Origin of the sequence: Actinoallomurus bryophytorum (assembly GCF_006716425.1) — a bacterium.
Taxonomy (GTDB): Bacteria; Actinomycetota; Actinomycetes; order Streptosporangiales; family Streptosporangiaceae; genus Actinoallomurus; species Actinoallomurus bryophytorum.
The window spans coordinates 1426483-1448960 of sequence record NZ_VFOZ01000001.1 but is presented as its reverse complement, the minus strand read 5'-3'; the positions used below and the strand labels follow the sequence as shown (position 1 = coordinate 1448960).

The window sequence follows — 22478 nt, the reverse complement described above, 5'->3', positions numbered from 1 at the left end:
GCGACGGCCTCGCGGGAGGTATGTACGTGCCGGTCACCGCTGGACGGCTTTCCGTTTCCGGTGGAGCCCGACGGCGATCAGCCCGGCCAGGATCAGCGCGACGGGAGCGCCTCCGGCCAGGAGCGGCAGGCGCGAGCGCCGGCCCCGTGGCGCGGGTTCACCGGGCTGACGCGAGATCCTGGTGGCGAAGGCCGGCACCGTCGCCATCGAGCGCCAGGCCCCCAGCGCGCCGGCCGAGGTCCGGTAGTCGAAGTCGCAGGCCGAGCTGATCTTCTTGCCGGTGTGCTGGTCGTCCCAGTACAGCGCCGCGCGGAACTGCCCGTAGGCGGGGCTCGCGAGCACCCGGGCCGCGTCGCGCAGCCACTGCGCCTTGCGCCCCGGGTGGGCGGAGTCCTCGACCGTGCCCCACTCGAGCAGCATCAGGCCCTTGGTGGGATGCCGCAGGCCGAACCTGCGCTCCGGATCGAACAGCTGGGCGGGGTTCTGCCAGGTGCCGGACGCGGAGTGACAGGTGTTCCAGTTGTAGCTGTCGGCGGCGATGTCGTCGACGTAGGCGTCGCCCGGGTAGTACGAATCGGCGCGTGTACGCCCGCCGCCGGCCTTGGCCGTGAACGACCAGCCCGTCATCGTCCACACGTAGCGGGCGTTGCGCACGCCCGCGGCGCGGTAGGTGTCGATGAGGTGACGCCACGCGGCGATGAAGTCGGCCGGACTTCCCATCGGCCTCGAGGTCTGGGCGTCGGGCTCGTGGTTGAACACCACGTAGACCACCGCGCCGAACTGCTTGATCTGAGCCGCCTGCCGCTGCATGTCGGCCCACAGCGGGCTGCCCGGCCGCGCGGAGGCGATGTTCCGCCACGGGATCTTGTCGCCGTTCAGGCGCCGCGACTTGATGGACACGAACACGGTGTGGCCGGTCCTCTTCGCCCACTGCTGGCTGCCGTCGAAGACCGGTTCGTCCCACCGCTTGAAGACGCGTACGCCTTGGAGCGCGTGTCCGGTCTCGTGCTCACGCTCCTGGATCTCCTGCCGGGTCTGTCCCGTCGCGCCGAGAATGATCCGGTGAGCGGGCGGAGCTGAGGCCGGCGCGCCCGTGACGATGCTGCTCGCGAGCAGCAGGACCGCGCCGACGGCTCTCATGTGCGAATGCAGGCGAACAGATGGCGTCCGTAGTTGTCGGCGTACGGCGGGTGGGCGTCATCGTCCGGGCCGAGATCGGTGATCTCGGTGAACGTCGTGTGCTGCCGCAGGAAGCTCGCGATCGTCCCGGCGTTCCAGCCCGCGAGGGACGTGCGGAACCAGGCTTCGTTCTCCTGACCGGTGTCGATGAACAACACCTTGCCGGTCGCGCGGTCCAGCAGCTTCACGAGCGCCTCGGGGCCGACCGAGCCCCGGCCGAGCACGAAGTGGTGCAGCAGGCTGAAGCAGGACACGACGTCGTAGGTCTGGTCGCTGTAGGCGAGCAGCTCGACGGCGTCACCGGTGCCGATCTGGCCCTCGCGCAGGCCGTACGCCGCCCGGCCCAGGGGTACCGCGAGCGGGTCGCGTTCCAGGCCCTGCGCGTCGAAGCCCGCATGGCCCATCTCCGCGACGAACCAGCCGTAGCAACTGGCCACGTCCAGGTAGGAGCCGGTGACGCCGCGCTCGGCGAGGAGCTTGGTCATCTTCTCGAGCCGGTCGGTGCAACGGCGCACGGTCGTCCAGCTCTTCGCCAGCTCCGGCCCGTCGATCGGCTGGTACAGCTCCTTGGTGCCATCCAGCCAGCTCATCCGCAGCAGCAGGTCCTGCAGCGGCGTGGTGACCGGCATCCACTTGGTGACGACGCGCGCGGTGGTCTCGCCGCGCGCGAAGGCGCGGGCGAGCCGGTGGTGGCCGTCGAGCACCTGGTAGTGGTCGCTGCCACGGATAGGCGCGACGAGGATCGGGTCGGAACGCCCGCTCTGCGCCGGCCGCCGCTCGTCGTCGCGGTCACCGGACAGGAACCGGCGGGCCACGGCGACGATCTCGCTGTTGGTCCTGGCGCCGAAGTAGTGGCCGCCCGCGTCGACGCAGCGGCGCGCCATCCGGCCGTACGGGCTCGCGAGGATCTCCTCGTCGGTGGAGCCGGCGAGGCGCAGCAGGTCGACGTGCGGGCCGTCGATGACACGGGTCGAGGGCCACAGCAGGTCATCGGTCCGCTCGGCGAACTCGCGCGCGGTCCAGCCGCCCTGCGCGCCGAGGAGCATCCGGTCGATGGGCACCGAGATCCGTCCCGGCCGGCGGAGCAGGGCCGTGGACAGCACCACGCGGGCCCGTGGAGGAATCGGCACCGCGCGGCCCACGTCGGCCAGCCGGCCGTACACCGGGCCCTTGGGGGCCAGACCGGCCTTGCGCAGCGCCTGCTTGGCGCGCTTGCCGCTGTTTCGCAACCTCCGCGGGTGCAGGCGGCGGCGTACCTCATCAAGCATTGTTGACTATTCCTCCGGTGGCTCTGCGTCCGGGCAGCAGCGCGGCGAACGCGGTAAGTGCGAGGCGGGCGCGACCGGCCCACATTAGCCCGGCATAGCAGCCGGCGCCGAGGATCAGGCCCGCCAGCGTGGCGGTCGTGCCGAACGCCAGCCTGGTCGCCAGCGGAAGCACGCCGAAACAGGCCAGCGCCGAGGCCGCCGCCAGGCCGAGCCCGGCTCCCGCCGGGGTCATGCCGAAGATCTGGCGGACCTGCAGGAGCGGAAGGATGTTGCGGGTGGCCAGCGCGGCCGCCCAGGCGATGGCGGCACCCGTGATGCCCAGCCAGGGGATGAGCACGGCGTTCAGCGCCAGGTCCACCACGAGCGCGGCGGCGTTGTTGGCCAGGCTCAGCCCGCTGCGGCCGCCCATCAGCAGCATCACGTCGACCGGACCTGTGCCGGTGGCCAGCAGCATGGCCAGGCCGAGGATGACCGTGGCGTACTGCCCGGCGCCGTAGCCGGGCCCGAACGCGGACAGGTAGATGGGTGCCGCGACGGCGACCGACAGGTGCACCGGCCAGGTGAGCGCGACCGTCCACGTCGTACAGCCGGCGAAGACCCGTGCGGTGCCCTCCTTGTCGCCCAGCGCGAGCAGCCGGCTGACCGCGGGCTGCATGGCCTGCTGTACGGCCTGCGTGCCGAGCTGCCCGATCACCATGAACCGGGTGGCCGCGGTGTAGATGGCGGCCTCGCGCGGTGAGGCCAGGGCGGCGATGAGCACGATGTCGGCGCGCTGCAGGGCGGTCTGGCAGATCTGCGCGACCGACCGGGGCGCGGTGTAGCGCCAGAACTCGCCGGCGAGCACGCGGGTGTCGGCCGGGCCGTCGTCGAGCCGTCGCGCGATGCGCAGGTACCAGGCGACCGCGGCGACGAGCCCGACGGCGTACGGGAGCGCCCACGCGAGCGCCAGCGCGACCGGGTCGGTGGTGAAGAGGGACACGGCCAGGACTCCGGCGACCTGTGCCACCTGGCGGAAGATCTTCTCGATGGCCACGGTGGGCCGCATGGTGGAGTGCCCGCGCGTCGCCGCGAGGATGGCGTCGTGGGCGGCGGCGACCGGGAGGAAGACGGCCAGCACCCGCAGCATCGGCGCGACCTGGCCGCCGCCGATGACGCCTGCCAGCGCGGGCGCCGCGAGGACCAGCGCGAGCGCCCCCGCGCATGCCACCCCGATCACCGGGACGAGGGCCACCGGCACCGTACGCCGCGCGGCGCCGTGGTCGCCGAGGGCGAGATGGCGCGGCAGCCAGCGCAGCAGGCCCGCGTCGCTGCCGAGCCCGGCGACGGCGTTCAGGATGACGAAGAGCGAGGTGGCCGCGAAGAAGGCACCGGCGACCTTCTGCGGATAGGCGTGCGCGACCGCGAACACCAGGGCGAAGCCCATGAGACCGGCCGAGGCCGCACCGGCCAGGTTGAGAGCGCCGCCCCGGGCCAGACGGGACAGATGCGGCTCAGAGGTCATGCCTCGATCGCTTTGTGTACCGCGGTCTCGGTGGAGTCGGAGGTGTTCTCGGGCTGTTGCTGCTGTGCCCCGTCCTCGCCGGAGAACCTCGACCAGTCCGGCGACGTGGCGGTCGTGCTGGTGTTGCCCGAGGCGGGCGGCGTCGGCGCACCCGGCGGAACGGGGCGCGACCGGCGGGGCGCCACCGCGGTGCCGGGGGAGTAGTCGGGCTCACGCTGCGGGCCGCTCGCGCCCGACGCGTGGTCGCCGCGGCGGGACGCCGGGGGCCGGGCCGAGCCGTCCCTGGAGCCCGCACGGCGCGAGCGGGGCTCTTCCACGACGGTGCCGATCACGATCGCGCCCGCGCGCTCGGCCTCGGTGTAGGCCTGCTCGATGTCCGCGCGCGTCGTCTGGCCGAGGGTGACGACGATCAGGACGGCGTCGGCCAGCGTGCAGAGGGCCTGCGCGTTGGCGTCGTGCACGCTCGGGGCGTTGATGAGGATGTACTCGGCCTTGTCGCGCAGGAGGCGTACGGTCTCGCGCATGCGCGGCCCGCTGAAGCGCTCGGCGGCGGCGCCGGCACCCGGACCACGCGGCAGCAGCCGCAGCTGGGAGTCGGCGTTCACGAGCAGCTGCGTCGGGTCGGTGCCGCGCATCAGCACGTCGGACAGGCCCTTGGACTGGCCCAGCCCGAACAGCGCGGAGGGGCTGGTCTCCGAGAAGCTCGCGTCCACCATGATCGTGGCGGAGCCGGCGTGCGCGAGCGCGACCGCCAGGTTGGAGCTGGTCAGCGTCGCCGAGGCGGCCGGGGTCGCGCTGGTCACGAGCAGCGTGACCGGACGTTCCTGTACCGACGCGACGACGGCGGCGCGCAGCCGGCGGTACGCCTCGCCGGCGCGGCTCTTCGGCGCGGTCACCAGGACCAGGCCGCCGGAGGAGGAGACCGTGCTGAGCACCGGGACGCCGAGGCGCTGGACGGTGCGTGCGTCGCGCAGGCGCCGGTCGGAGCGTTCGAGGGCGAGCGCGATGAGGAGACCGGCGAACAGGCCGACGGCGAGCCCGACGCCGCCGAACACCGCGGCACGGGTGGTGAGCGAGCCGGTGGGCGGCTGCGCCGGGGTGATCACCGTGCCGGCGTTGACCGGCGTGGCGGCGATGTCGTTGTTCTGCTCGTCGATCACGCCGAGCTGGTTGTTGTACGCGGTGATCCGCTGACGGAGGAAGCTCTTCTGAGTGACGGACGACGTGGCCAGCCGCTTGGTGGTCGTGCTGAGCTCCTGCTGGACCTTCTTCTCCTGCTCGCGGAGCTTGGCGGAGCGGTCGTTCAGTACGCTCTGCGCCCGCTGCTGGCGGTAGGTGAGGTAGCCGTTCGCGAACGCCTGCGCGCCGTCACGGGCCGAGGTGGCGCTGGACCCCGTGTAGGTGATCAGGAGGACCTGGGTGTTGGGCGGAACGGTCACCGCGACCTTCGAGCGGTCGGCGGCGCGGAACTTCTGCCGCACCACCTGCTCGACCGCGTCCGCCTGGACCAGCGCCGCCTCCGACTGGAGGTTGGTCAGGTCGTCACCCCGGCCGTTGGTGGAGTAGGGGTTGCCGTCGAGCGGGCTGATGAGGACGGTCGCGGTCGCCTTGGCGCTGGCCGGCAACAGCAGGCCGCCCGCGACCCCGGCCACCGTGGCCACGGCGGCCAGCGAGCACACGAGTTTGAGGTGACGTCTCGCCACCCCCGTCAATCGGCCTTGCGCGTCCTGATCAGCCGCCATGCGCTGGTCTCCCTCGAAGTACATCCCTGCCCAGGGTCATGCGCCCGCAACGACACTATCCTCAGTTCCCAAATCGGTCGTCAGCTCTTGGGGTTCCGTTTACATTGATCGTCATGTCCGAAGACCGGGAGCACGTCCTGCTCGTCGCCTCCAGCGGCGGACACCTCGCCCAGTTGCTCGCGCTGCGTCTGTGGTGGCGGGAGCGTGATCGTACCTGGGTGACGTTCGGTACCGAGGACGCACGCTCCCAGCTCGACGGCGAGCAGGCCGTATGGGCGTACCACCCTACGACGCGCAACCTGCTGAACCTCGTGCGCAACTTCTCCCTGGCCGTCCGTGTCATGCGCCGCGAACGGCCGGACGTCGTGGTGTCGACCGGCGCCGCCGTCGCGTTCCCGTTCTTCCTCGTGGCCAAGGTGATGCGCGTGCCGACGGTCTATATCGAGGTCTACGACCGGCTGGACTCTCCGACGCTCACCGGTAGGCTCTGCCGTCCCATCACCGACCTGTTCTGCGTGCAGTGGGAGGAACAGACCCGGTTCTACCCCCGCGCGCAGGTCATCGGGAGCCTGCTTTGAGTTCGCTGGTCTTCGTCTCCGTCGGTACCGACCACCACCCCTTCGACCGGCTCGTCCAGTGGGTCGACGCGTGGCTGCCCGAGGGCGTCAAGTGCGTCGTGCAGCACGGCACCTCAGCACCGCCCCGGCGCGCCGAGGGCGTCGCCTACCTCGACCACGGCGCGCTCAACTCCCTGCTCGACGAGGCCGCCGTCGTCATCTGCCACGGCGGCCCGACCACCATCACCGAGAGCCGGCGGCACGGCCGCCGCCCGATCGTCGTGCCGCGCTCCCCGGCCCTGGGCGAGCACGTGGACGACCACCAGCAGCGTTTCTGCGCGCGCATGGAGGCCAAGGGCCTGATCTCCGTGGCCGCCGACTCGGACGCCTTCCGATCGCTCGCGGGCCGCGCGCTGGAGGCACCCGACGACTTCGCGGTGCCCGCGTACGGCGGCGACGTCGCGGAGTCGGTCGCGAGGTTCGGCGACCTCGTCGCGGACCTGCTCGCCCGCCGAGGCTGAACGCGCACCAAGGCGTCGGGCAGGCGTAATTACGCCATGTATTTAGTCCAAGGACTTCCAGCCTGACACGGTGATCACGGTGGGCCCTCCTCGGGAGCCGCTGCACGGGATCATCATCGAGGTCCAGCAGAAAAGATCGACCTCCAAGCGTGGTCAGCTACCCCGGTACGCGGCCGCGCTCTGGTTATCACTGCGCTGTCCGGTAACCGTCCTGTGCGTTTGTCCCGATTCCGACGCGGCGGCCTGGTATACCGCGCCGATATCGACCGATCTTCCCGGCTATGTCTTCCGTGCCGAGGTGCTCGGACCTGGGGAGATTCCCGCCATCACCGACCCGGAAGACGCGGCCGCCCGTCCCGAGATGGCCGTGCTGTCGGTGATGGCACATGGGGGACGAAGGCCGGTGATCGAGGGATTCGTAGGCGGGTTAGGACTCATGAAGCCCGAACACGCTCCGCAGTACTATGAATACGCTTACAACATGGCCGCGCCTGCGGTTCGATGCGTTCTAGGAGAGATCATGACTTCATCGACGTGGCCGGTCTACAGCCCTTTCGCCCGTGAACACTTCGGGCGCGGCAAGGACGAAGGCCTGGCGGAGGGTCGGGCGAAAGGCGAGGCCGAGGCGGTGTTGCGCGTGCTGGCCGCCCGGGGGATCGAGGTGCCGGAAGAGGCTCGTGCGCGGATCAGTGCGTGTGCTGATCTGCGGCAGCTCAATGCCTGGCTCGATCGTGCCGTCGTCGCTACGTCCGTCGCGGAGCTGTTCGACTGACGCCCGCCCCCTCACGTCCGTCGCGCCTGAGCGTGACGGCGTTCGAAGCCTGAGGGCGTCCCCTGGACCGCTGAGGATCCCTAGACTCCCCTGCCGGTGGCGTGCGCGAGGCGGAGCACCCGGTCCGCGCTCAGCACGCGTAGTGACACGAGCAGGGCGAGGTACGCGCGGCGTTCGCGCCAGGAGTTGCGCAGAGTCCGCAGGGCCCACGTGCGAGCCGCAGAGCGTTCGCCGAGGGCCGCGTGGGCGAAGGCGATCTGGCCCTGGACGCGTGCGAGGCCGCGTGGGTCGTCGGCGAACGCCGGGTGCTTGTGCAGCAGGTACTGCAGCGCGTCGCTGATCGTGCGCCACTTGCGGTTGAAGTGCGAGGTCTGGCCCCACAGCACGGTGACGAGCGGTTCGGGCACGACCGCGATCGGCCCGGCGGCGGCGGCCCGCAGCATCCAGTCGTAGTCCTCCCCGTAGCTCCCGGGGATCTCCTCGTCCACCTGGCCGATCTTGCCGAGGAACGCCGTGCGGCGTACGACGACCGTGGACGGGTGCGCCTCCATCACCCGGCGGCGCAGCAGTTCGGCGTGGGTGACGTCCTCCGGCCGCGGCACGCGGGTGATGGTCTTGTCGCCGTAGCTGACGTGGATGCCCGACACCGCCACGTCGGCGCCGGTCTCGGCCAGGCGCCCGGCCTGGAGCCGCAGCTTGGCCGGCAGCCACTCGTCATCGTCGTCGCAGAAGGCCAGCAGCTCGCCCGAGGCGGCGGCGGCTCCCGCGTTGCGCGCTCCGGCCAGGCCCGGCGTCCGGTCGTTGGTGACGACGACCACCGGGCGCGACGCATCCGTGCGTACGAGCGTGGCGTCCGGCTCGTTCCGGTCGAAGACGACGACGCACTGGACCTGCCCCGCGTAGTCCTGCGCGCGTACCGCCTCGATCGCCTTGGCCAGCAACTGCGGCCGGTCGTGCGTGGCGATGATGACCGAGACGGACGGGAACTCCTGGTTCACGACGCTCCTTTTCGATGAGTGATCACAAGTCCGCGCGGGGGAGCGCCGGCGCTGATCAGGTGGGAGATGGCCGCGATGAGCGGTCGGTCCGTGATCTCCTTGAGCGCGATGGTCACCAGCGTGATGTCGGACAGGGCGGCCAGGGTGACCGCCTCTGCGGTGTCGAGCGTGGGCCCCGAGATGACGACGACACCCCCGCCGTGGTGAGCGTTGTCGACGGCGGCGGCCAGCCCGCGGTCGCCGTCGTGGGCGGCCAGCGCGACCACACGGAACGCGCCCAGATCATCGTCGAGCCCGTCCGGCGGCTCGACGGGGACGTAGGCCGGCAACTGCTCGTGCGCCATCCGCAGGAGCGTGGTGGGCGCGCCGCCGTGCGCGAAGGCCGCGGCCACGCTGATCGCGACGGCATCGGCGGTGTCGCCGGGCATCCCGGTGACCAGGACGGTACGCGCGTCGTCGCCGAACGCCAGGTTGCGCAGCCGCCTCCCGGAGTCGGCGAGACCCTCCCGCCCGGTGTCCGTCAGGATCGGCACCGGGATCCGCCGCCGTACGTCGCGGGCGTACCGGAGACGGCGTGGCCGCCGGTCGCGTACCAGGCCGACGACGAGCCCGGCGAGGAGCCCGACTCCCATTCCGGAGGTGCGGTTGACGGCCGAGCCCGGGTCGTCGGGATGGGTGGGCTTGGCGGGCGCGCGGATGACCTGGGCGAACTGGTCGGTGTACCGCAGCTGTTTCTGCGCGTCCATCATCTGCCGCTGGATCGCCTGACGGCGTGTGCGCGCCGTGATGCGCGCCAGCTCGTTCGGGGCGGACGGCATCGCCTTCAGCTCGGCCTGCAGGACGACGAGCCGCCGGTTGATCGCCTGGCGCCCGTGCGTCTGGTAGTCCCCGATCACCCGGTCGCGCAGCTTGATGAAGGTGTGCGCGATCACGTGGGCGCCCTGACGGGCGTTGCTGGGCCGGCCGGCGCGGACGCCGATGACCAGGACGCGGGAGTACGCCGAGGCGGTCACCGTGACGCGCGAGGCGAGCTGGTCGGCCGGTACGTGAAAGCCGGGCACCTTCTTCAGCTGCTCCAGCACCGAACCCGACTGCACCAGCTGCGCCTCGGTGTCCATGGTGTCCAGGACGGGCTGCTGGTCGACCGGCGCGAACGGGCCGTCCGTCAGTGGCGGCAGGCCGGACTCCACCGCGACCGGTGGGGTGAGCACGGTGACGGTCGCGGTGTAGGTGGGATGGATGGCCGCGGACCGCAGCGTGCCGCCCAGGCCGCCGAGGAGGACGGCGACGATCAGGACCGGCCACTGGCGGCGTACGAAGCCCGAGTAGCGGCCCAGCCGTACGGCGTCGACCGGCACCTCGTCATCCGGCGCGGTGACGAGGGGTGTCTCGCGTGCGGAGGTCAGCGACGCCACGGCGGGACCTCGCCCAGCAGGGCGGTGAGGCGATCGTCGTGCGGCGCGAAGTGTTCGGTCAGGCGCTCGTGCAGCCCGGGGGGCAGCGGCGAGCCGGGCCGCGCGTTGTGCCGCTCGAACGCGGACGGGCGCCAGCGGGGCAGGCCCAGGAAGTCGACGATCGCGTCGTAGCAGGGCTCGGGCTCGGAGAAGAAGTCCTCGGCGAACGCCACGTGCACCCGGTCACGGCCGAAGAGCTTGAACAGCACTTCGAGCTGCTCGGCGTAGTGCCCGCGGTCGAGGTAGGAATGGTGCCGGTGGCTGTGGCTGAGGTAGCCGGGTTCGTTCCTGATCCGGCTCGCCTCACCGGCGAGGCGCTCGGGCTCCAGCTCGATGGCACGCTCGAACGACGTCTCGGTCTCGAAGCCGCGTGCCACCTCGTGCTTGTGCGCGGAGTAGGCGCGTTCGACGGGCTCGCGCAGCAGCACCAGCAGCTTGACGCCGGGCAGGTCGGCGGCGATGCGCTCCGGGGCCAGCGGATGATGCATGTAGTAGCCGGCCGACTCGAACGCGAGGCGCGAGCCGCGGCGCAGCGGGAAGTGCCCGCGATACCAGTCCTGGCCGCGTGCGTAGTTGACGTCGAAGTAGTGCACGCCCTTGTGGAGGTTGGGCGGGGCCACCTCCGGGTGCGGCGCGAGCGCGCGGAAAAGTGAGGTCGTGCCGCCCCGCTGCGTGCCCACCAGCAGGAAGTCCGGCAGCATCCGCAGGCCGGAGCTGAGCCGCCCGGCCGTACGGCTGACCGTCCTGCCGCCCTCCTTCACCCACTGGGGAGCGTCGCGTCGCGAGATCATGCCGTCCTCCCGGCGTTGGTGTAGAGCAGGTCGAGCAGGGCGGCCGCCTGCGGGCGCAGCGGCTCGCCCAGCTCGCCCTGTGCGGCGCACAGGTAACGGCGGGTCAGCTCCAGGACGTACAGCTCGGTGCTGATCGCGGCGGTACGCCCGTGCTGGTCGAGCGGGGCGAGGATCGCGGGGTCCGGCCAGGTGCCGTAGCCGCCCCCGGTCTGCGACCGGTAGTGCAGCAGGTCCAGCCCGGCGGGGACCTCCGGGTCGAACCTCTCCCAGTCCCACAGCTGGACGCGGCCACCGTGCCAGGCCATGTTCCAGGGGGTCCAGTCACCGTGCCAGACGCCGAACGCGACCTCGTCGCCGCCGTACGTCTCGCCGATGCGCCCGACCGCGTCCGACAGCCGCTTCCCCTGGTCGGGATCGTCGATCGGCACGTCCGCGAAGCGGGACCAGAAGGCACTCTCGGCCAGCGGGATCCGATGCGTCGCACCGGTCAGCTCCCGCATCGCGGCGACCGGGGCGCCGCGCCGCGACCGGGCCGACAGCGCGCCGGTCGGCAGGGGAGTGAGCACCAGCAGGTGCAGCCCGCGCCACTCACCGTGGTGCAGGACCCGCGGTATCGCGAGCTGGTGGAAGGAGCGTGTGGCGAGGTGGGCCAGCGCGGCGGCCTCGCCCTCGATCAGGTCGCGGGCCATCGCGGTGTCGCCGACCTTCACGAACGCCAGCGGCTCGCCGCGCGGGGTCAGGACGTGCAGGATCGGCTTGCGGTTGGCGCGCTCGGAGCCGAGCCCGACGCTGACCACGACCTGCCGTCCCAGCAGCTCGCCCAGCCGGTCCTCGATCGACTCGCCCGCACCGGTCACGAGCAGCCGGTCGCGCAGCACCCGGTCGGCCAGCCCCGCGCGTACCGCCGTCGCGGTCAGCGCGCGCGTGACGCGCTGCCGTACGCCCAGGTCATGGCTGTAGCGGCGCAGTGCGGCCGCCGCGGCGGCCGGCCGGCCGGCGGGCAGCAGCAGCCGCGGGTGTTCGGCGTTGGGCAGGAACACGAACTCGCGCACGGCTCCCGGGTCGCGTCCGGTGCCGACGTCGGCGTCGGGCCAGAGCCGGGCGACCGCGTCCGCCCACGCCGTCGACCGCTGTCCGTCCGGGTGGGGGTTCACGCGTCCGCCTCTCGCCGGGCACGCCACATCAGCGCGACCGCGATCATGACCGTGTACAGGGGGACCTCCACGAGGTCATAGATGAAGAGGAACAGCCCGAACGCCAGCAGCACGCAACAGCCGGCGACACCGTACGCCGACCGCTCACGCCAGTGCCGGGCGAACCGGGTGAGGAAGAAGGCGCCGAACGCCACGGTGCCGACGACGCCGTTGGCGAACAGGAGCAGCCAGAAATGGCCCTGGGTGCCGAGCGGCGGCGCGCCACAGGCCTTGCAGCCCGGCCGGTCGCCGCCGGTCAGGGAGCTGAGGTTGCCCTGCACCGCACGCGTCGTGCCGAAGCCGACGATCGGCGAGCCGGTCAGCGCGCTGCGCACGCTCTGCTCGGCGAGGAGCGTACGGCGGTTGTTGCTGTGCGGGTTCTGGATCCTCGCCTGGATCATGTCGGGCAGTGGCGAGACGAGGAAGACGAGCGCACCGACGGCGAGGCCGGCCACCACGAGCCGCAGTGCGCGCCGGCCGCCACGGGCGACCATCTTGAGTCCGGCGAAGCCGACGATGACGCCGAGGGCGATCCACAGGCCGCGGTCGAGGGAGTAGACCACCGGCCACAGGGAGGCGAGAAGAATGAGGATGCCGGCGATGCGCCGACGGCGCTCGGCCCGCCAGATCCAGGTGATGACGAAGAAGGGCAGGAAGAAGGCGTACGCGGCGCCCCAGGTGTTGGCGTAGGCGAACGGCGCCATCGGCCGCGCCTGTTCGTACCCCAGGATCGTCGCGACGTCGGCGGTCTTCGGGTGGATCGCGTCGAGCAGGAAGGTGTTGTGGGTGTGCAGCAGCAGCTCGAGCGGCGAGGTCAGGTGCAGGTGCGGGGCGAACGTGCCGAGCAGGCCGCCCGCGGTCGTGACGACGAACATGTAGCCCAGCAGCCGCCCCACCCGGTCGGCGGGCAACTCCTCGTCGCTGAGGTTCGCGATATAGAGCAGGACGATCGTCGAGGCGGCGTACCAGGCGATGCGCCAGGCGAACGGGAGCAGCCGTCCCATGCTCCCGCCGGGTACGGCGCCGGGCGCGTTCGCCCACAGCACTCCGGCGCCGAGGACCACCCAGCCGACGAACAGCAGCCAGGCGCCGAAGCCGCGGGGGACGAGCAGGCGGGAGCGTCGCTTGTAGAGGTAGACCGCCATCGGCACGCTCATGATCAGGAAGATCAGCATGCCCAGGCCGAGCAGCCACCAGACGGGGAAGCCGAGGAAGATCACGGCCAGTGGCCAGCCGGGCCGGGGCCGCCACACGGCCGGCCTCGCCATCACCCGTGCCGGGACGACCCTCGTTGTGCCCACCCTGAAGCCCTGTCCTCGTGTCGCCTGCGGAAATCAGAGACTAACCCGCAGCCGCCGGTGCTCAGCGCTTTACCTTGAACTCCGGCGACTTGCCCAGCGCCTTGAAGGCGCGCAGTGCGTCCGGCGTCGCGTCGACGCTCGTGTCGCCGCCGTCCGGCATGTTCACCGCGTGGGTCGTGTTGTAGTACGCCAGCGCCTTGATCCGCGGGTAGTTCGCGAACTCCTTCGCGACGTCGCGGAAGAAGGCCGGCTTGCGGCCCGGGTCGCCCGGGGTCTCCAGGACGGCCCATTCGGAGAGCATGAGCGGCTTGTCCGGGAAGTACTTCGCCGAGTAGTCGTAGAAGCCGGGGAAGCCCAGGCTCTGCTGCGCGGCGGCCACCTTGTTCACCAGGGCCGGGTAGTCCTTGATGTTGGACTTGGCGAACGGGTCGAAGCCGATCCAGTCGACGTACTTGTCGCCGGGGTACAGGTCCTTGAACCACGGCTTGACCATGTAGCCGCTGTAGCCCATGTACACCATCGTGAAGAGGATGTTGCGCGCTCCGTCGGCACGGAACTCCGACACGACGTGGCGGAACATCGCGCGGTAGTCGGCGGCGGTCTTACCCGAGGCCGGCGCCGTCTTGACCTCTTCCTCCGGCTCGTGGTGGATGACCAGCCAGAACTTTTTGGTGAAGTGGGTCTTGAGGTACGCGGCCTCGCGTGCGATCTGCGCGTCGGCGGCGCCCTGGGCGACCTGCTTCCACGTCTTTCCGTCGTCGGGCTTCCAGTTGAGGACGAGCATGCGGTGCTTGCCGGACTCGCGCGTCAGCCCGATCTCGCTGGCGGTCGGGAAGAGCTCAGGGCCCGTGTGGTAGCCGTGGTAGATGTCCACGGTCCGGCCGGTCTTCCGCTCGAAGTCGCGTACGGCCGCGGCCGGGTCCTGACGCGCCCCGATCACCGGGGTGACGCCCCACCACGCGCCGCAGGAGGGGACGAGCTTCGCCGAGACCGTGCACTTCCCCGGTCCGGCACTGCCCGACGGATCGTCACCGGCCGCGTCGTCTCCGCCCGCGCCGGAGGCGCACGCCACGAGCGACGCCGCCGTCACCACGGCCAGCACGGTGCGTGCGGCGGTCCCGGGCATACGTCTGTCCATGGCAGCGCACTATAACGACCCCTGCCTGGGAGAGTGGCGGAAGCCGTGTAACGGATATATGAGACCAGAAGGTGATCTATCGACCGACCGGAACCGTTAGATTGCTTGCGCACGCTAATCAAGCTCCCTCGGCGGCCTCCCCCGCCCGGCCGGGTGAGGGCGCGCGGAAACAGGAGAGCCACGTGCGCCTTCGCAGTTTCATCGCAGGTGGGGCCGGGTTGCTGCTGGCAGCCGGTCTCGTCACCACGACGGCAGGGTCGCCCGCACACGCGGCCGGCCAGCCCAACAAGATCGTCAGCGCGAACCCGGTCGACTTCACGCCCAACCTCGTCGACGGTGACGTCCAGTCGGTCGTGCAGATCGGCGACCGCATCTTCATCGGCGGCAACTTCACCCAGGTGAAGGCGGCCGGCTCGTCGACGGTCGTCGACCGTGACCGGATTCTCGCCTTCAACGCGACCACCGGCGCGATCGACGACTCCTTCAAGCCGTCCGTCGACGGTGAGGTGACCGCGCTGCTGCCCGCGGCCGACGGCAAGTCGATCTATCTCGGCGGTCTCTTCACCCACATCGACGGCGTCGCGCACAAGGTCCTGGCGCGGCTCGACGCCGACACCGGCCAGCCCGTCGCCGGATTCACGCCCAACGTCGACGCCCGGGTCAAGGACCTGCGCCTGGCGGGCGGACGGCTGTGGATCGGCGGCAACTTCGACCTCGTGGACGGGGTGGCCCAGAACGCGCTGGCCACGCTGAACCCCGACACCGGACGGCGTGACGCCTTCCAGAGCCTGCCGTTCGCCGGGACGCAGAACGACGGCACCACACTCGTCTACAAGATGGACGTCACGCCGGACGGCTCCAAGCTGATGGCGGTCGGCAACTTCACCACGGTCGGCGGCCAGTCACGGCCCCAGATCGTCATGCTGAACCTCACCGGCTCGACGGCGCAGCTCGCCGACTGGCAGACGAGCCGGTACGCCGCCGACTGCTCGGTGTCCTTCGACTCCTACATGCGCGACGTCGACGTCTCACCGGACGGGAGGTTCTTCGTCGTCTCCACCACCGGAGCGGCCGGCGGCACCTCCAAGCCGTGCGACACGCAGTCCCGCTGGGAGACGGCGGCCACCGGAACGAACCTCCAGCCCACCTGGACGACCTACACGGGCGGCGACACGACGTACGCGGTCGAGGTCACCGAGTCCGCGGTGTACATCGGCGGCCACTTCCGCTGGTCCAACAACCCGTTCGGCTCGGACTCGCCGGGCCAGGGCGCCGTCGAGCGCTCCGGCATCGCCGCGCTCGACCCGGCCAGCGGCATGCCGTTCCAGTGGAATCCGGGGCGGACCCGCGGCGTCGGCGTCTTCGACCTGCTGGCCACCTCGCAGGGGCTGTGGATGGCCAGTGACACCGACGAGACCGGCGGGGAGACCCACCAGAAGATCGCGATGTTCCCGACGGCCGGAGGTGAGGCACTGCCCACGCAGTACACGGGCACACTGCCCGGCAACGTCTACTCGGGCGGCACGGCCACGGTGAACTCCTTGGGGCACCGCTCCTTCGACGGCACCACCGCGGGCACCGTCACCACGGACGACACCGGTGGGATCGACTGGCGCACCATCCGCGGCGCCTTCATGATCAACAACGACCTCTACACCGGAACCTCGACCGGTGCGCTGTCGCGGCGCTCCTTCGACGGCCACACGTTCGGGACGGCGACGGCGGTCGACGGGGCCGACGCGCTGGTCAGCGAGACCGACTGGCACAACCAGGTCAAGTCGGTCAAGGGCATGTTCTACGCGGACGGCCGCCTGTACTACACGCGGGGCACCTCGTCCCTCTACTACCGCGGCTTCAACCCCGAGAGCGGCGTCGTCGCGGCGCTGGAGGTCGCCGCGAGCGGCAACCTGCCGGGCGTCGACTGGAGCACGGTAGGCGGCATGTTCACCGCCGGCGGCAAGCTGTACTACGTCAGCACCTCCGACGGGAAGCTGCGAAGCCTGGACTTCGCCGGCGGCGTGCCGTCGGGCACACCCGCGGTCGTGGACGACGGTGACTGGCGCGGCCAGGGCGTGTTCCTGTACGCGGGCGTCCCCAACACCCCGCCCACCGCCGCGTTCACCGCCGACTGCACGCACCTCGCCTGTGGCTTCGACGGCACCGGCTCGACGGACGCGGACGGGTCCGTCACGTCCTACGCCTGGGACTTCGGCGACGGCTCGACGGGCACGGGCGCCACACCGCAGCACACGTACGCGGCGGCGGGCACCTACACCGTCAAGCTCACGGTCACCGATGACCGTGGCGGCACCGGCACCGCCTCCCAGCAGGTGCACACGAACGCGGCGAGCATCGACTACGTGGGCACGGACGTGTACAACGCCAACACCACGAACGCGACCGTGACGGTTCCCGCGGCGGTCCAGGCCGGGGACGGGCTGTTGCTTACGCTCACGTCCAACGACTCGACCAGGACCATCACGCCGCCCGCCGGCTGGCAGCAGGTCGGCACCCAGACGGTCGGCACGGCCGTGTCCACGGTCTGGCAGCGCGTCGCGGTGGCGGCGGACGCCGGGCACACCGTGTCGGTGGGCCTCAGCGACTTCGCCAAGGTCAACCTGCGGGTCCTCGCCTATCGGGGCACCAGCCTCACGGCGCCGGTGGCGACCGCCACCAAGGCGGGCGACGCGGCCACCACCACGTCGCACACCTCGCCGACGGCGACGGTCTCGGTGGCCGGCAGCTGGGTGGTGTCGTACTGGTCGGACAAGTCGTCCACGACCGGCGCGTGGAACGCCCCGAGCGGCGTGACCGCACGAGGCACCTCGATCGGCAGCGGCAGCGGGCGGGTCACCTCACTGGTCGCCGACACCGGCGGGACGGTCTCCACCGGGACGTACGGCGGCCTGAACGCCACTACGGACGCGGCGAGCCGCGCCCTGACGTGGACGATCGTGCTGGCACCGAACCAGTGACGAGATAGCGGCAGAGGCCGGGCGGCGGAGAGATCCACCGCCCGGCCTCCGTCTTTTGAGCCGTACCCCGCCGCAAGGTGCGACGGCTGCGGGGGCTCACCGTGAACGCGGCGGTGAGCCCGGAACGGCTCGGCCGGACGTGCGGCGAGACCTCCTCGGAGCACGGATCGGCGCCGAGTACTCCTAACAGAACGACGCCGCCGGACCGAGGTCCGGCGGCGTCGTCGTGTTCAGGTCCTCCGCCCAGGGGCGGTGGAGGCGCGGGCTACGAGAGCGGGAACATCCCCACGCGGCCGTGGTACTCGTGGCCGAGCTCGTCCGTGTCGCTGCCCACGAACAGGCCGCTGGAGGTGGCGACGAGGGTCTCGACGCCGTGACCGCGGGTGCGGGTCGGGTTCCAGGACAGGGCCTTGCCGCCGGTCGGGTTCAGCGCGGCGATGCCCGGACGGGAGACGGCACCGGCACCGGCGCTGTCGTGGCCCTGCGGGTTGTCCTGCCAGCGCTGGTGGCCGCCGACGTAGACGGCCTTGCCGGTCACCGAGACGGACAGCAGGGTGTCACCGCCGGTCCAGTTCACCCACGTGGGGTTCTGGCCGGCGCCGGTCTTGCTGCTCTCCCAGCGGGCCGCCGAGTCGCACAGCTGGCTCGTGCCGTGCGGCGCGCCGGTCGTGACGACCACGAAGTACGAGCCGTCCGGTGCGAAGTCGATGCCGCGCATGTAGGTGTCGAAGGAGGAGCTGCACGGGGTGGAGTACCGCTCGGTCGCCCAGGTGCTCAGCTTCGGCGTGCCCGTGGTGTTGATCATCGCGATCTGGTAGCGGCGCGAACCCGCCACCTTGGTGAAGGTGCCGTCGATGACCAGCTTCGTGTCGTCCGGGTCGACCGCCAGCTTGTAGATCTTGAGCGCGCCCTGGCGCGGAGTGGTCACCGAGAGGTTCAGCTTGGCGTCGGCCTTGCCGGTCGTGGCGTCCACCCGGGCGAGAGGAGCGTGCGTCGCGCCGGCGACCGTGGTGAACTCACCACCGATGTAGACGTGGCTGCCGCGCCGGATCATCGCGAAGACGAGGCCGTGGCCGATGCGGGCGTTGAAGCCCTTGACGGCCTTGCCGTCCGCGACGTTGAGCTTCGTCAGGCTGCCGAGACCCGCGCCGTTGGTGTTGGTGAACGAACCGGCGACGTACACGCTGCCCGAGGTGCCCGGCTGCAGCGCGTAGATGGTGCCGTCGACCTTCGGGACGAACTTGGTGTCGACCTTCCCGGTCTTGGAGTCGAAGGAGAAGATGTTGTGCCGCGCGATGTTCGTGGTCGACCCGGCGTTCTGCACGTGGTCGAAGTTACCCGCGACAACGACCTTGGTCCCGACGACCGCGATGGCGCGCACCGTACCGTCGGTGACGTTCGGCGTCGTGTTGACCGGGTTCGCCGAGACGACCGCGCTCTGCGCGATGTCGGCATCGGCCGCAGGCGCGGTGGCCCCCGCGGTGACGGCTGCGGCGGCTATGACGGCTGAGGCCGCACTGAGCACGCGTCGGCGCATGGCTTTGCTCCCAATTTTCTTCACCCGTGAACCGAGCTTGTCTATCACAGCCCGTGGACGAGATTTTGCGTGAGGGGATCGATCGAGACCTCATTGTTGCCCGTGATCGACGTTCTTGCTGTGAAAGATGTGAAATGGGAGCGACCGGGTCCGGCCGACCGGCTAAGGGCGGGCGACCGGGTCGTGACGAGTCTCCTCGCCGGCCGCTTCGGCGGCCGGGCGAAGCGAGGGCAGCGGGCGCAGGCCGTGCGCGGTGCGGATCAGCATCCATGCCGCCCCGGCCCCGGCGGCCACTGCGGCCAGCGTCCAGAGCAGCGTGAGGTTGCCGATGCCGAACATCTTCAGCGCGGACGCCAGCAGCACGAACGCCAGGATCCGCCGGATCAGCCCGCCGGGCGCGCGCGCCGAGATCAGGGAGCCGATGATCACACCGGGGATGGACCCGGCCAGCAGTGCGGTCGTGACCTCCAGCTGGAAGTCGCCGAACAGGATGTGGCCGAGCGCGGCGGCCCACACCAGCGGCACGGCCTGAAACAGATCGGTGCCCACGAGCTGGTTCGCCTTGAGCGCGGGATACAGCGCCAGGAGCGTCACGATGATGAGCGATCCCGATCCGACCGAGGTCATGCCGACGCTCAGGCCGCCGATGATCCCGACCAGGACCGTGGGCACGGGCCGTACGGTGATGACCGGTGGCGCCGTCGAGGCGGGCGATCCCGGCTCGGCCGTGCGCCGGTCGGTACGCCGCGAGGCCCGGTCCTTCATGGCCATGTAGCCGCGGATGGCGAGCCCCGCGGCGGCCAGCAGGAGGGCCACCCCCATGGCCTTGGAGATGACGTTCTGGACCTCGTTGCCGTCGCCCAGCGCGCGGGCGATGAGGACGCCGCAGAACGCGGACGGCACCGATCCGACGCAGAGCCAGCCGACGAGGCGGAGGTTGACGGTGCCGTGGCGCAGGTGCACGAGGCTGCCGACCGGCTTCATGATCGCGGCGGCGACGAGGTCGCTCGAGACCGCGGCCAGTGGTGGCACACCGAAGAACACGGTGAGCATCGGGGTCATGAGGGCGCCGCCGCCCATACCGGTCAGGCCGACGATGACCGAGACCAGCAGCGCACCCGCCGCCATCGTGTAATCGAAGTGCATCTGTATGTCCTACCGGCAAACTGGGCAAACTGCACCAATCATACCCTCCGGCGAACATGCGGCCCCGGACTCCTGGCAGGTCGGAGCCGCTCAGCCGAGGCGGATCCAGCCGCCCTCGGCGAGGTAGTCGAACACCCGCGCGACGGCGTCCTCGGGGGACATCCGCGACGTGTCGAGGGTCAGCTCCGCGTCCGCGGGCGCCTCGTACGGGTCGGAGACGCCGGTGAACTCCGGGATGAGGCCCGCTCGCGCCTTGGCGTACAGGCCCTTGCGGTCACGTCGCTCGCATTCCTCCAGTGGCGTGGACACGTGCACCAGCACGAAGTCGCCACCCGCCCGCACCATGCGGCGGACCTGCGCGCGCGTACGGGCGTAGGGGGCGATGGGCGCGCAGATGGCCACCCCGCCGTGCCGGGTGATCTCCGCGGCGACATAGCCGATGCGCCGGATGTTGAGGTCGCGGTCGTCGCGGGAGAACGTCAGGCCGGCCGAGAGCAGGCGGCGTACGACGTCGCCGTCCAGCAGCGTGACCGTGCGGCCGCCACGCTCGACCAGAGCGTCCGCCAGGCCGCGCGCGACCGTGGACTTGCCCGATCCGGACAGTCCGGTGAAGAAGACGGTGATGCCGCGTCCGTGCCGCGGCGGGTGGGCGCGCCGCAACTCCCGCGCCACCGCGGGAGTGGTGAACCACTCCGGGATCTCCTCGTCCCGGTCGAGGAGGCCGGCCAGCTCGGTGTCGGTCGGATCCTCGCGTACGTGGTCGGGGTCGATCTTGGACGTGGGCCGCCACACCTCGAGGCTCTCGTCGTAGGCCCACGGCTCCGGCGCGGCCAGCACCAGCGGCGCGGCCTCCTCGTCGGCCGCGGTGAACTCCGGCGCGAACAGGTGCGTCGCGCCGTACGCGGCGGCGACGTGTGCTCCGAGCAGCAGGTCGCGACCCGGGCGCTCGGCCAGCGGCACCGGCACGACCAGGGTGTCCGCCGGCAGCTCACGGCGGACGCTCAGCACCGCGCGTACGAGGGAGTCGTGGTGGCCCTCGCCGAGCAGCGGCAGCACGAGGACGCGTGCCCCGAGCTTTTCGGCGAGCTGGCGGAGCTGTCCCAGCTGGCGGCGGTGCAGCGGCGTGCGGGTCGCGATGGCGAGCGTCACGGCGCCGGCGAGCTCGGCGCGTACGTCGTCCGGCGGCAGGCGAAGGCCGCGGAACGGACCGTGCTCGGGAGCGCGCAGCGGCGTGACCGGACCGGCCACCCGCCACCCCGGAGCGGTGGAGGTGCGCAGCGGGTCGGCCTCGGGGAACCCCTCGGCCGGCGCCGGCTCCTCCCACGCCTCGGTCGCGGTGAGAACGGCCAGCGGCACGCCCTCCGGGTCGGTCAGGACGAGGCGGTCCTCCTTGACGAGGTCCTCAGGGACGGTGAGCGTCACCTGGGCCGGCCAAGGGGTGCCGTCCGCGAGCCGTCCGGCCGCCGCGACGGTCGCCGAGTCGACCGCGCCGAGGAACCCGGTGAGAGGGTGGAAGGCGCCGTTGAGCAGCAGCTCCAGGTCGGCCAGCTCGGCCGGGCCCGGCGTGAGAGAGGGTAGATCGCGCAGCTCGCCGGTTTCGGTGGTCAACGCGGACTCCGTTCGTGTTCGACCGCCTGTCCATTGCACTGTACGCGCTGCACAGGACGCCTCAGATGATGCGCGCGAAGCGATTTTCGGGCTTGCGGATCACCATCGTGACCTCGCTGTACGCCGAAGTCAGCCGGTTTCGGCTGAGAAGCGACAAAGTGCGGAACGCGGCCCCCATGAGACGGCCGAAGCCGGTCATGGTGTCCCGCGAGGTGTACTCCTCGGCGATGACCAGCCCGCGCATCATGCAGTACCAGCGCATTCCCTCCAGGGACGCGACCCGGTCATAGGCCACCGGCGGCGGCTGCTCCGAATGCCACAGCAGAGGCCGCAGCCAGTGCGGCAGCCGGCGGTCGAGGAAGCCGAACACGGTGTCGCGGTCGCGGAAGCGCACGACCATCAGGCCGCCCGGCTTCAGCGCGGCGACGAACCGGTCGAGCACCAGCTCCGCGTGGGAGATCCTCTCGATCAGGTGCGACGCGCGCACCGCGTCGAACACCCGTGGCGGCATGGGTACGGTGCGCAGGTCGCCCAGCTGCCAGCTGTCGAGGTCGCGGCGGGTCCGCGTGTGCGCGCGCAGCGCCGGGAGGTCGTCGTCGATCCCGGTGATGGCACGCTCGACCGATTCCCCGGCCGGGCCGAGGTCGATCTCGTCGGCCCATCCGCAGCCGGCGTCGAGGATGGCCAGCCGCTGCAGGGGTCTCTCGTAGGCGTACTCCCGGACTCGTGCTGGGAACAGGCCACCGTCGTGGATCGGCGGTGTTCGCAGGTCGGTCACAACTCCGGAGAGTAGTCGC

The 22478-nt window shown here is 71.2% G+C and carries 18 protein-coding genes; 4 read left to right on the top strand and 14 right to left on the bottom strand.

Going from position 1 to position 22478, the window contains the following annotated elements; translation table 11 throughout:
* Positions 1–33 precede the first annotated feature (33 nt).
* The 4 genes from FB559_RS06825 to FB559_RS06810 are packed head-to-tail and all read right to left on the bottom strand — an operon-like array spanning position 34 to position 5690.
* A complete protein-coding gene (locus tag FB559_RS06825; RefSeq protein WP_141954447.1) occupies positions 34–1140 on the bottom strand; it encodes a glycoside hydrolase family 26 protein in 1107 nt (368 codons plus the stop codon).
* Positions 1137–2447 (bottom strand): methyltransferase domain-containing protein, encoded by a 1311-nt coding sequence (locus FB559_RS06820; protein WP_141954446.1) that lies wholly within the window; start codon positions 2445–2447, stop codon positions 1137–1139. The genes FB559_RS06825 and FB559_RS06820 overlap by 4 nt, the downstream gene beginning before the upstream one ends.
* Positions 2440–3948: an oligosaccharide flippase family protein gene (locus FB559_RS06815; protein WP_141954445.1), complete on the bottom strand. Its 1509-nt coding sequence runs from the start codon at positions 3946–3948 to the stop codon at positions 2440–2442. The genes FB559_RS06820 and FB559_RS06815 overlap by 8 nt, the downstream gene beginning before the upstream one ends.
* Positions 3945–5690, bottom strand: coding sequence for a polysaccharide biosynthesis tyrosine autokinase (locus FB559_RS06810; RefSeq protein WP_185792071.1), 1746 nt, complete (start codon positions 5688–5690; stop codon positions 3945–3947). Before FB559_RS06810 ends, FB559_RS06815 begins: the two co-directional genes overlap by 4 nt.
* Positions 5691–5803: 113 nt before the next feature.
* On the opposite strand from FB559_RS06810, the gene pssD reads away from it, so the two are divergent.
* The 3 genes from pssD (at position 5804) to FB559_RS06795 (ending at position 7540) form a co-directional block, all read left to right on the top strand.
* Positions 5804–6268 (top strand): PssD/Cps14F family polysaccharide biosynthesis glycosyltransferase, encoded by a 465-nt coding sequence (pssD, locus tag FB559_RS06805; protein WP_141954442.1) that lies wholly within the window; start codon positions 5804–5806, stop codon positions 6266–6268.
* Positions 6265–6768, top strand: a complete 504-nt coding sequence (locus FB559_RS06800) for a glycosyltransferase (RefSeq protein ID WP_185792070.1) — start codon at positions 6265–6267, stop codon at positions 6766–6768. Before pssD ends, FB559_RS06800 begins: the two co-directional genes overlap by 4 nt.
* A 70-nt stretch (positions 6769–6838) precedes the next feature.
* On the top strand, positions 6839–7540 hold the full coding sequence (locus FB559_RS06795) for a hypothetical protein (RefSeq protein ID WP_141954438.1): 702 nt from the start codon (positions 6839–6841) through the stop codon (positions 7538–7540).
* An 80-nt stretch (positions 7541–7620) separates the two neighbouring features.
* Here FB559_RS06795 and FB559_RS06790 read toward each other — a convergent pair whose 3' ends face one another.
* The 6 genes from FB559_RS06790 to FB559_RS06765 all read right to left on the bottom strand — a co-directional run bounded on the left by FB559_RS06790 (position 7621) and on the right by FB559_RS06765 (position 14415).
* Positions 7621–8538: a glycosyltransferase family 2 protein gene (locus tag FB559_RS06790; protein WP_221639902.1), complete on the bottom strand. Its 918-nt coding sequence runs from the start codon at positions 8536–8538 to the stop codon at positions 7621–7623.
* Positions 8535–9953, bottom strand: a complete 1419-nt coding sequence (locus FB559_RS06785) for a Wzz/FepE/Etk N-terminal domain-containing protein (RefSeq protein WP_141954436.1) — start codon at positions 9951–9953, stop codon at positions 8535–8537. The genes FB559_RS06790 and FB559_RS06785 overlap by 4 nt, the downstream gene beginning before the upstream one ends.
* Positions 9941–10783 carry a sulfotransferase domain-containing protein gene (locus FB559_RS06780; RefSeq protein ID WP_141954431.1) on the bottom strand — a complete coding sequence of 281 codons (843 nt, stop codon included), beginning with the start codon at positions 10781–10783 and terminating at the stop codon, positions 9941–9943. The genes FB559_RS06785 and FB559_RS06780 overlap by 13 nt, the downstream gene beginning before the upstream one ends.
* Positions 10780–11937, bottom strand: coding sequence for a phosphotransferase (locus FB559_RS06775; RefSeq protein WP_141954429.1), 1158 nt, complete (start codon positions 11935–11937; stop codon positions 10780–10782). The genes FB559_RS06780 and FB559_RS06775 overlap by 4 nt, the downstream gene beginning before the upstream one ends.
* Entirely contained in the window at positions 11934–13277 is a 1344-nt protein-coding gene (locus FB559_RS06770; RefSeq protein ID WP_246121392.1) for a DUF2852 domain-containing protein, read from the bottom strand. The genes FB559_RS06775 and FB559_RS06770 overlap by 4 nt, the downstream gene beginning before the upstream one ends.
* 61 nt (positions 13278–13338) lie before the next feature.
* On the bottom strand, positions 13339–14415 hold the full coding sequence (locus FB559_RS06765; RefSeq protein ID WP_141954427.1) for a glycosyl hydrolase: 1077 nt from the start codon (positions 14413–14415) through the stop codon (positions 13339–13341).
* A gap of 182 nt (positions 14416–14597) precedes the next feature.
* On the opposite strand from FB559_RS06765, the gene FB559_RS46090 reads away from it, so the two are divergent.
* On the top strand, positions 14598–17390 hold the full coding sequence (locus FB559_RS46090) for a PKD domain-containing protein (protein ID WP_141954425.1): 2793 nt from the start codon (positions 14598–14600) through the stop codon (positions 17388–17390).
* A 265-nt stretch (positions 17391–17655) separates the two neighbouring features.
* On the opposite strand, the gene FB559_RS06755 is transcribed toward FB559_RS46090, so the two are convergent.
* The 4 genes from FB559_RS06755 to FB559_RS06740 form a co-directional block, all read right to left on the bottom strand.
* Complete coding sequence (locus FB559_RS06755; RefSeq protein ID WP_141954422.1) at positions 17656–18927, bottom strand: hypothetical protein; 1272 nt, start codon at positions 18925–18927, stop codon at positions 17656–17658.
* Between the two features lie 162 nt (positions 18928–19089).
* Entirely contained in the window at positions 19090–20073 is a 984-nt protein-coding gene (locus FB559_RS06750; protein ID WP_141954420.1) for a sulfite exporter TauE/SafE family protein, read from the bottom strand.
* Between the two features lie 90 nt (positions 20074–20163).
* Entirely contained in the window at positions 20164–21681 is a 1518-nt protein-coding gene (gene cysC, locus FB559_RS06745; protein ID WP_141954418.1) for an adenylyl-sulfate kinase, read from the bottom strand.
* Positions 21682–21742: 61 nt separating this feature from the next.
* Positions 21743–22459 (bottom strand): class I SAM-dependent methyltransferase, encoded by a 717-nt coding sequence (locus tag FB559_RS06740; RefSeq protein WP_141954416.1) that lies wholly within the window; start codon positions 22457–22459, stop codon positions 21743–21745.
* Between the last annotated feature and the right edge of the window lie 19 nt (positions 22460–22478).

Excerpts from the sequence above, each read along its gene's own strand:
- FB559_RS06825 (WP_141954447.1), bottom strand. The coding sequence starts at position 1,140 with ATGAGAGCCGTCGGCGCGGTCCTGCTGCTCGCGAGCAGCATCGTCACG.
- FB559_RS06755 (WP_141954422.1), bottom strand. The coding sequence starts at position 18,927 with ATGCGCCGACGCGTGCTCAGTGCGGCCTCAGCCGTCATAGCCGCCGCA.
- FB559_RS06780 (WP_141954431.1), bottom strand. The coding sequence starts at position 10,783 with ATGATCTCGCGACGCGACGCTCCCCAGTGGGTGAAGGAGGGCGGCAGG.
- FB559_RS06810 (WP_185792071.1), bottom strand. The coding sequence starts at position 5,690 with ATGGCGGCTGATCAGGACGCGCAAGGCCGATTGACGGGGGTGGCGAGA.
- pssD (WP_141954442.1), top strand. The coding sequence starts at position 5,804 with ATGTCCGAAGACCGGGAGCACGTCCTGCTCGTCGCCTCCAGCGGCGGA.
- FB559_RS06815 (WP_141954445.1), bottom strand. The coding sequence starts at position 3,948 with ATGACCTCTGAGCCGCATCTGTCCCGTCTGGCCCGGGGCGGCGCTCTC.
- FB559_RS06820 (WP_141954446.1), bottom strand. The coding sequence starts at position 2,447 with ATGCTTGATGAGGTACGCCGCCGCCTGCACCCGCGGAGGTTGCGAAAC.
- FB559_RS06750 (WP_141954420.1), bottom strand. The coding sequence starts at position 20,073 with ATGCACTTCGATTACACGATGGCGGCGGGTGCGCTGCTGGTCTCGGTC.
- FB559_RS06765 (WP_141954427.1), bottom strand. The coding sequence starts at position 14,415 with ATGGACAGACGTATGCCCGGGACCGCCGCACGCACCGTGCTGGCCGTG.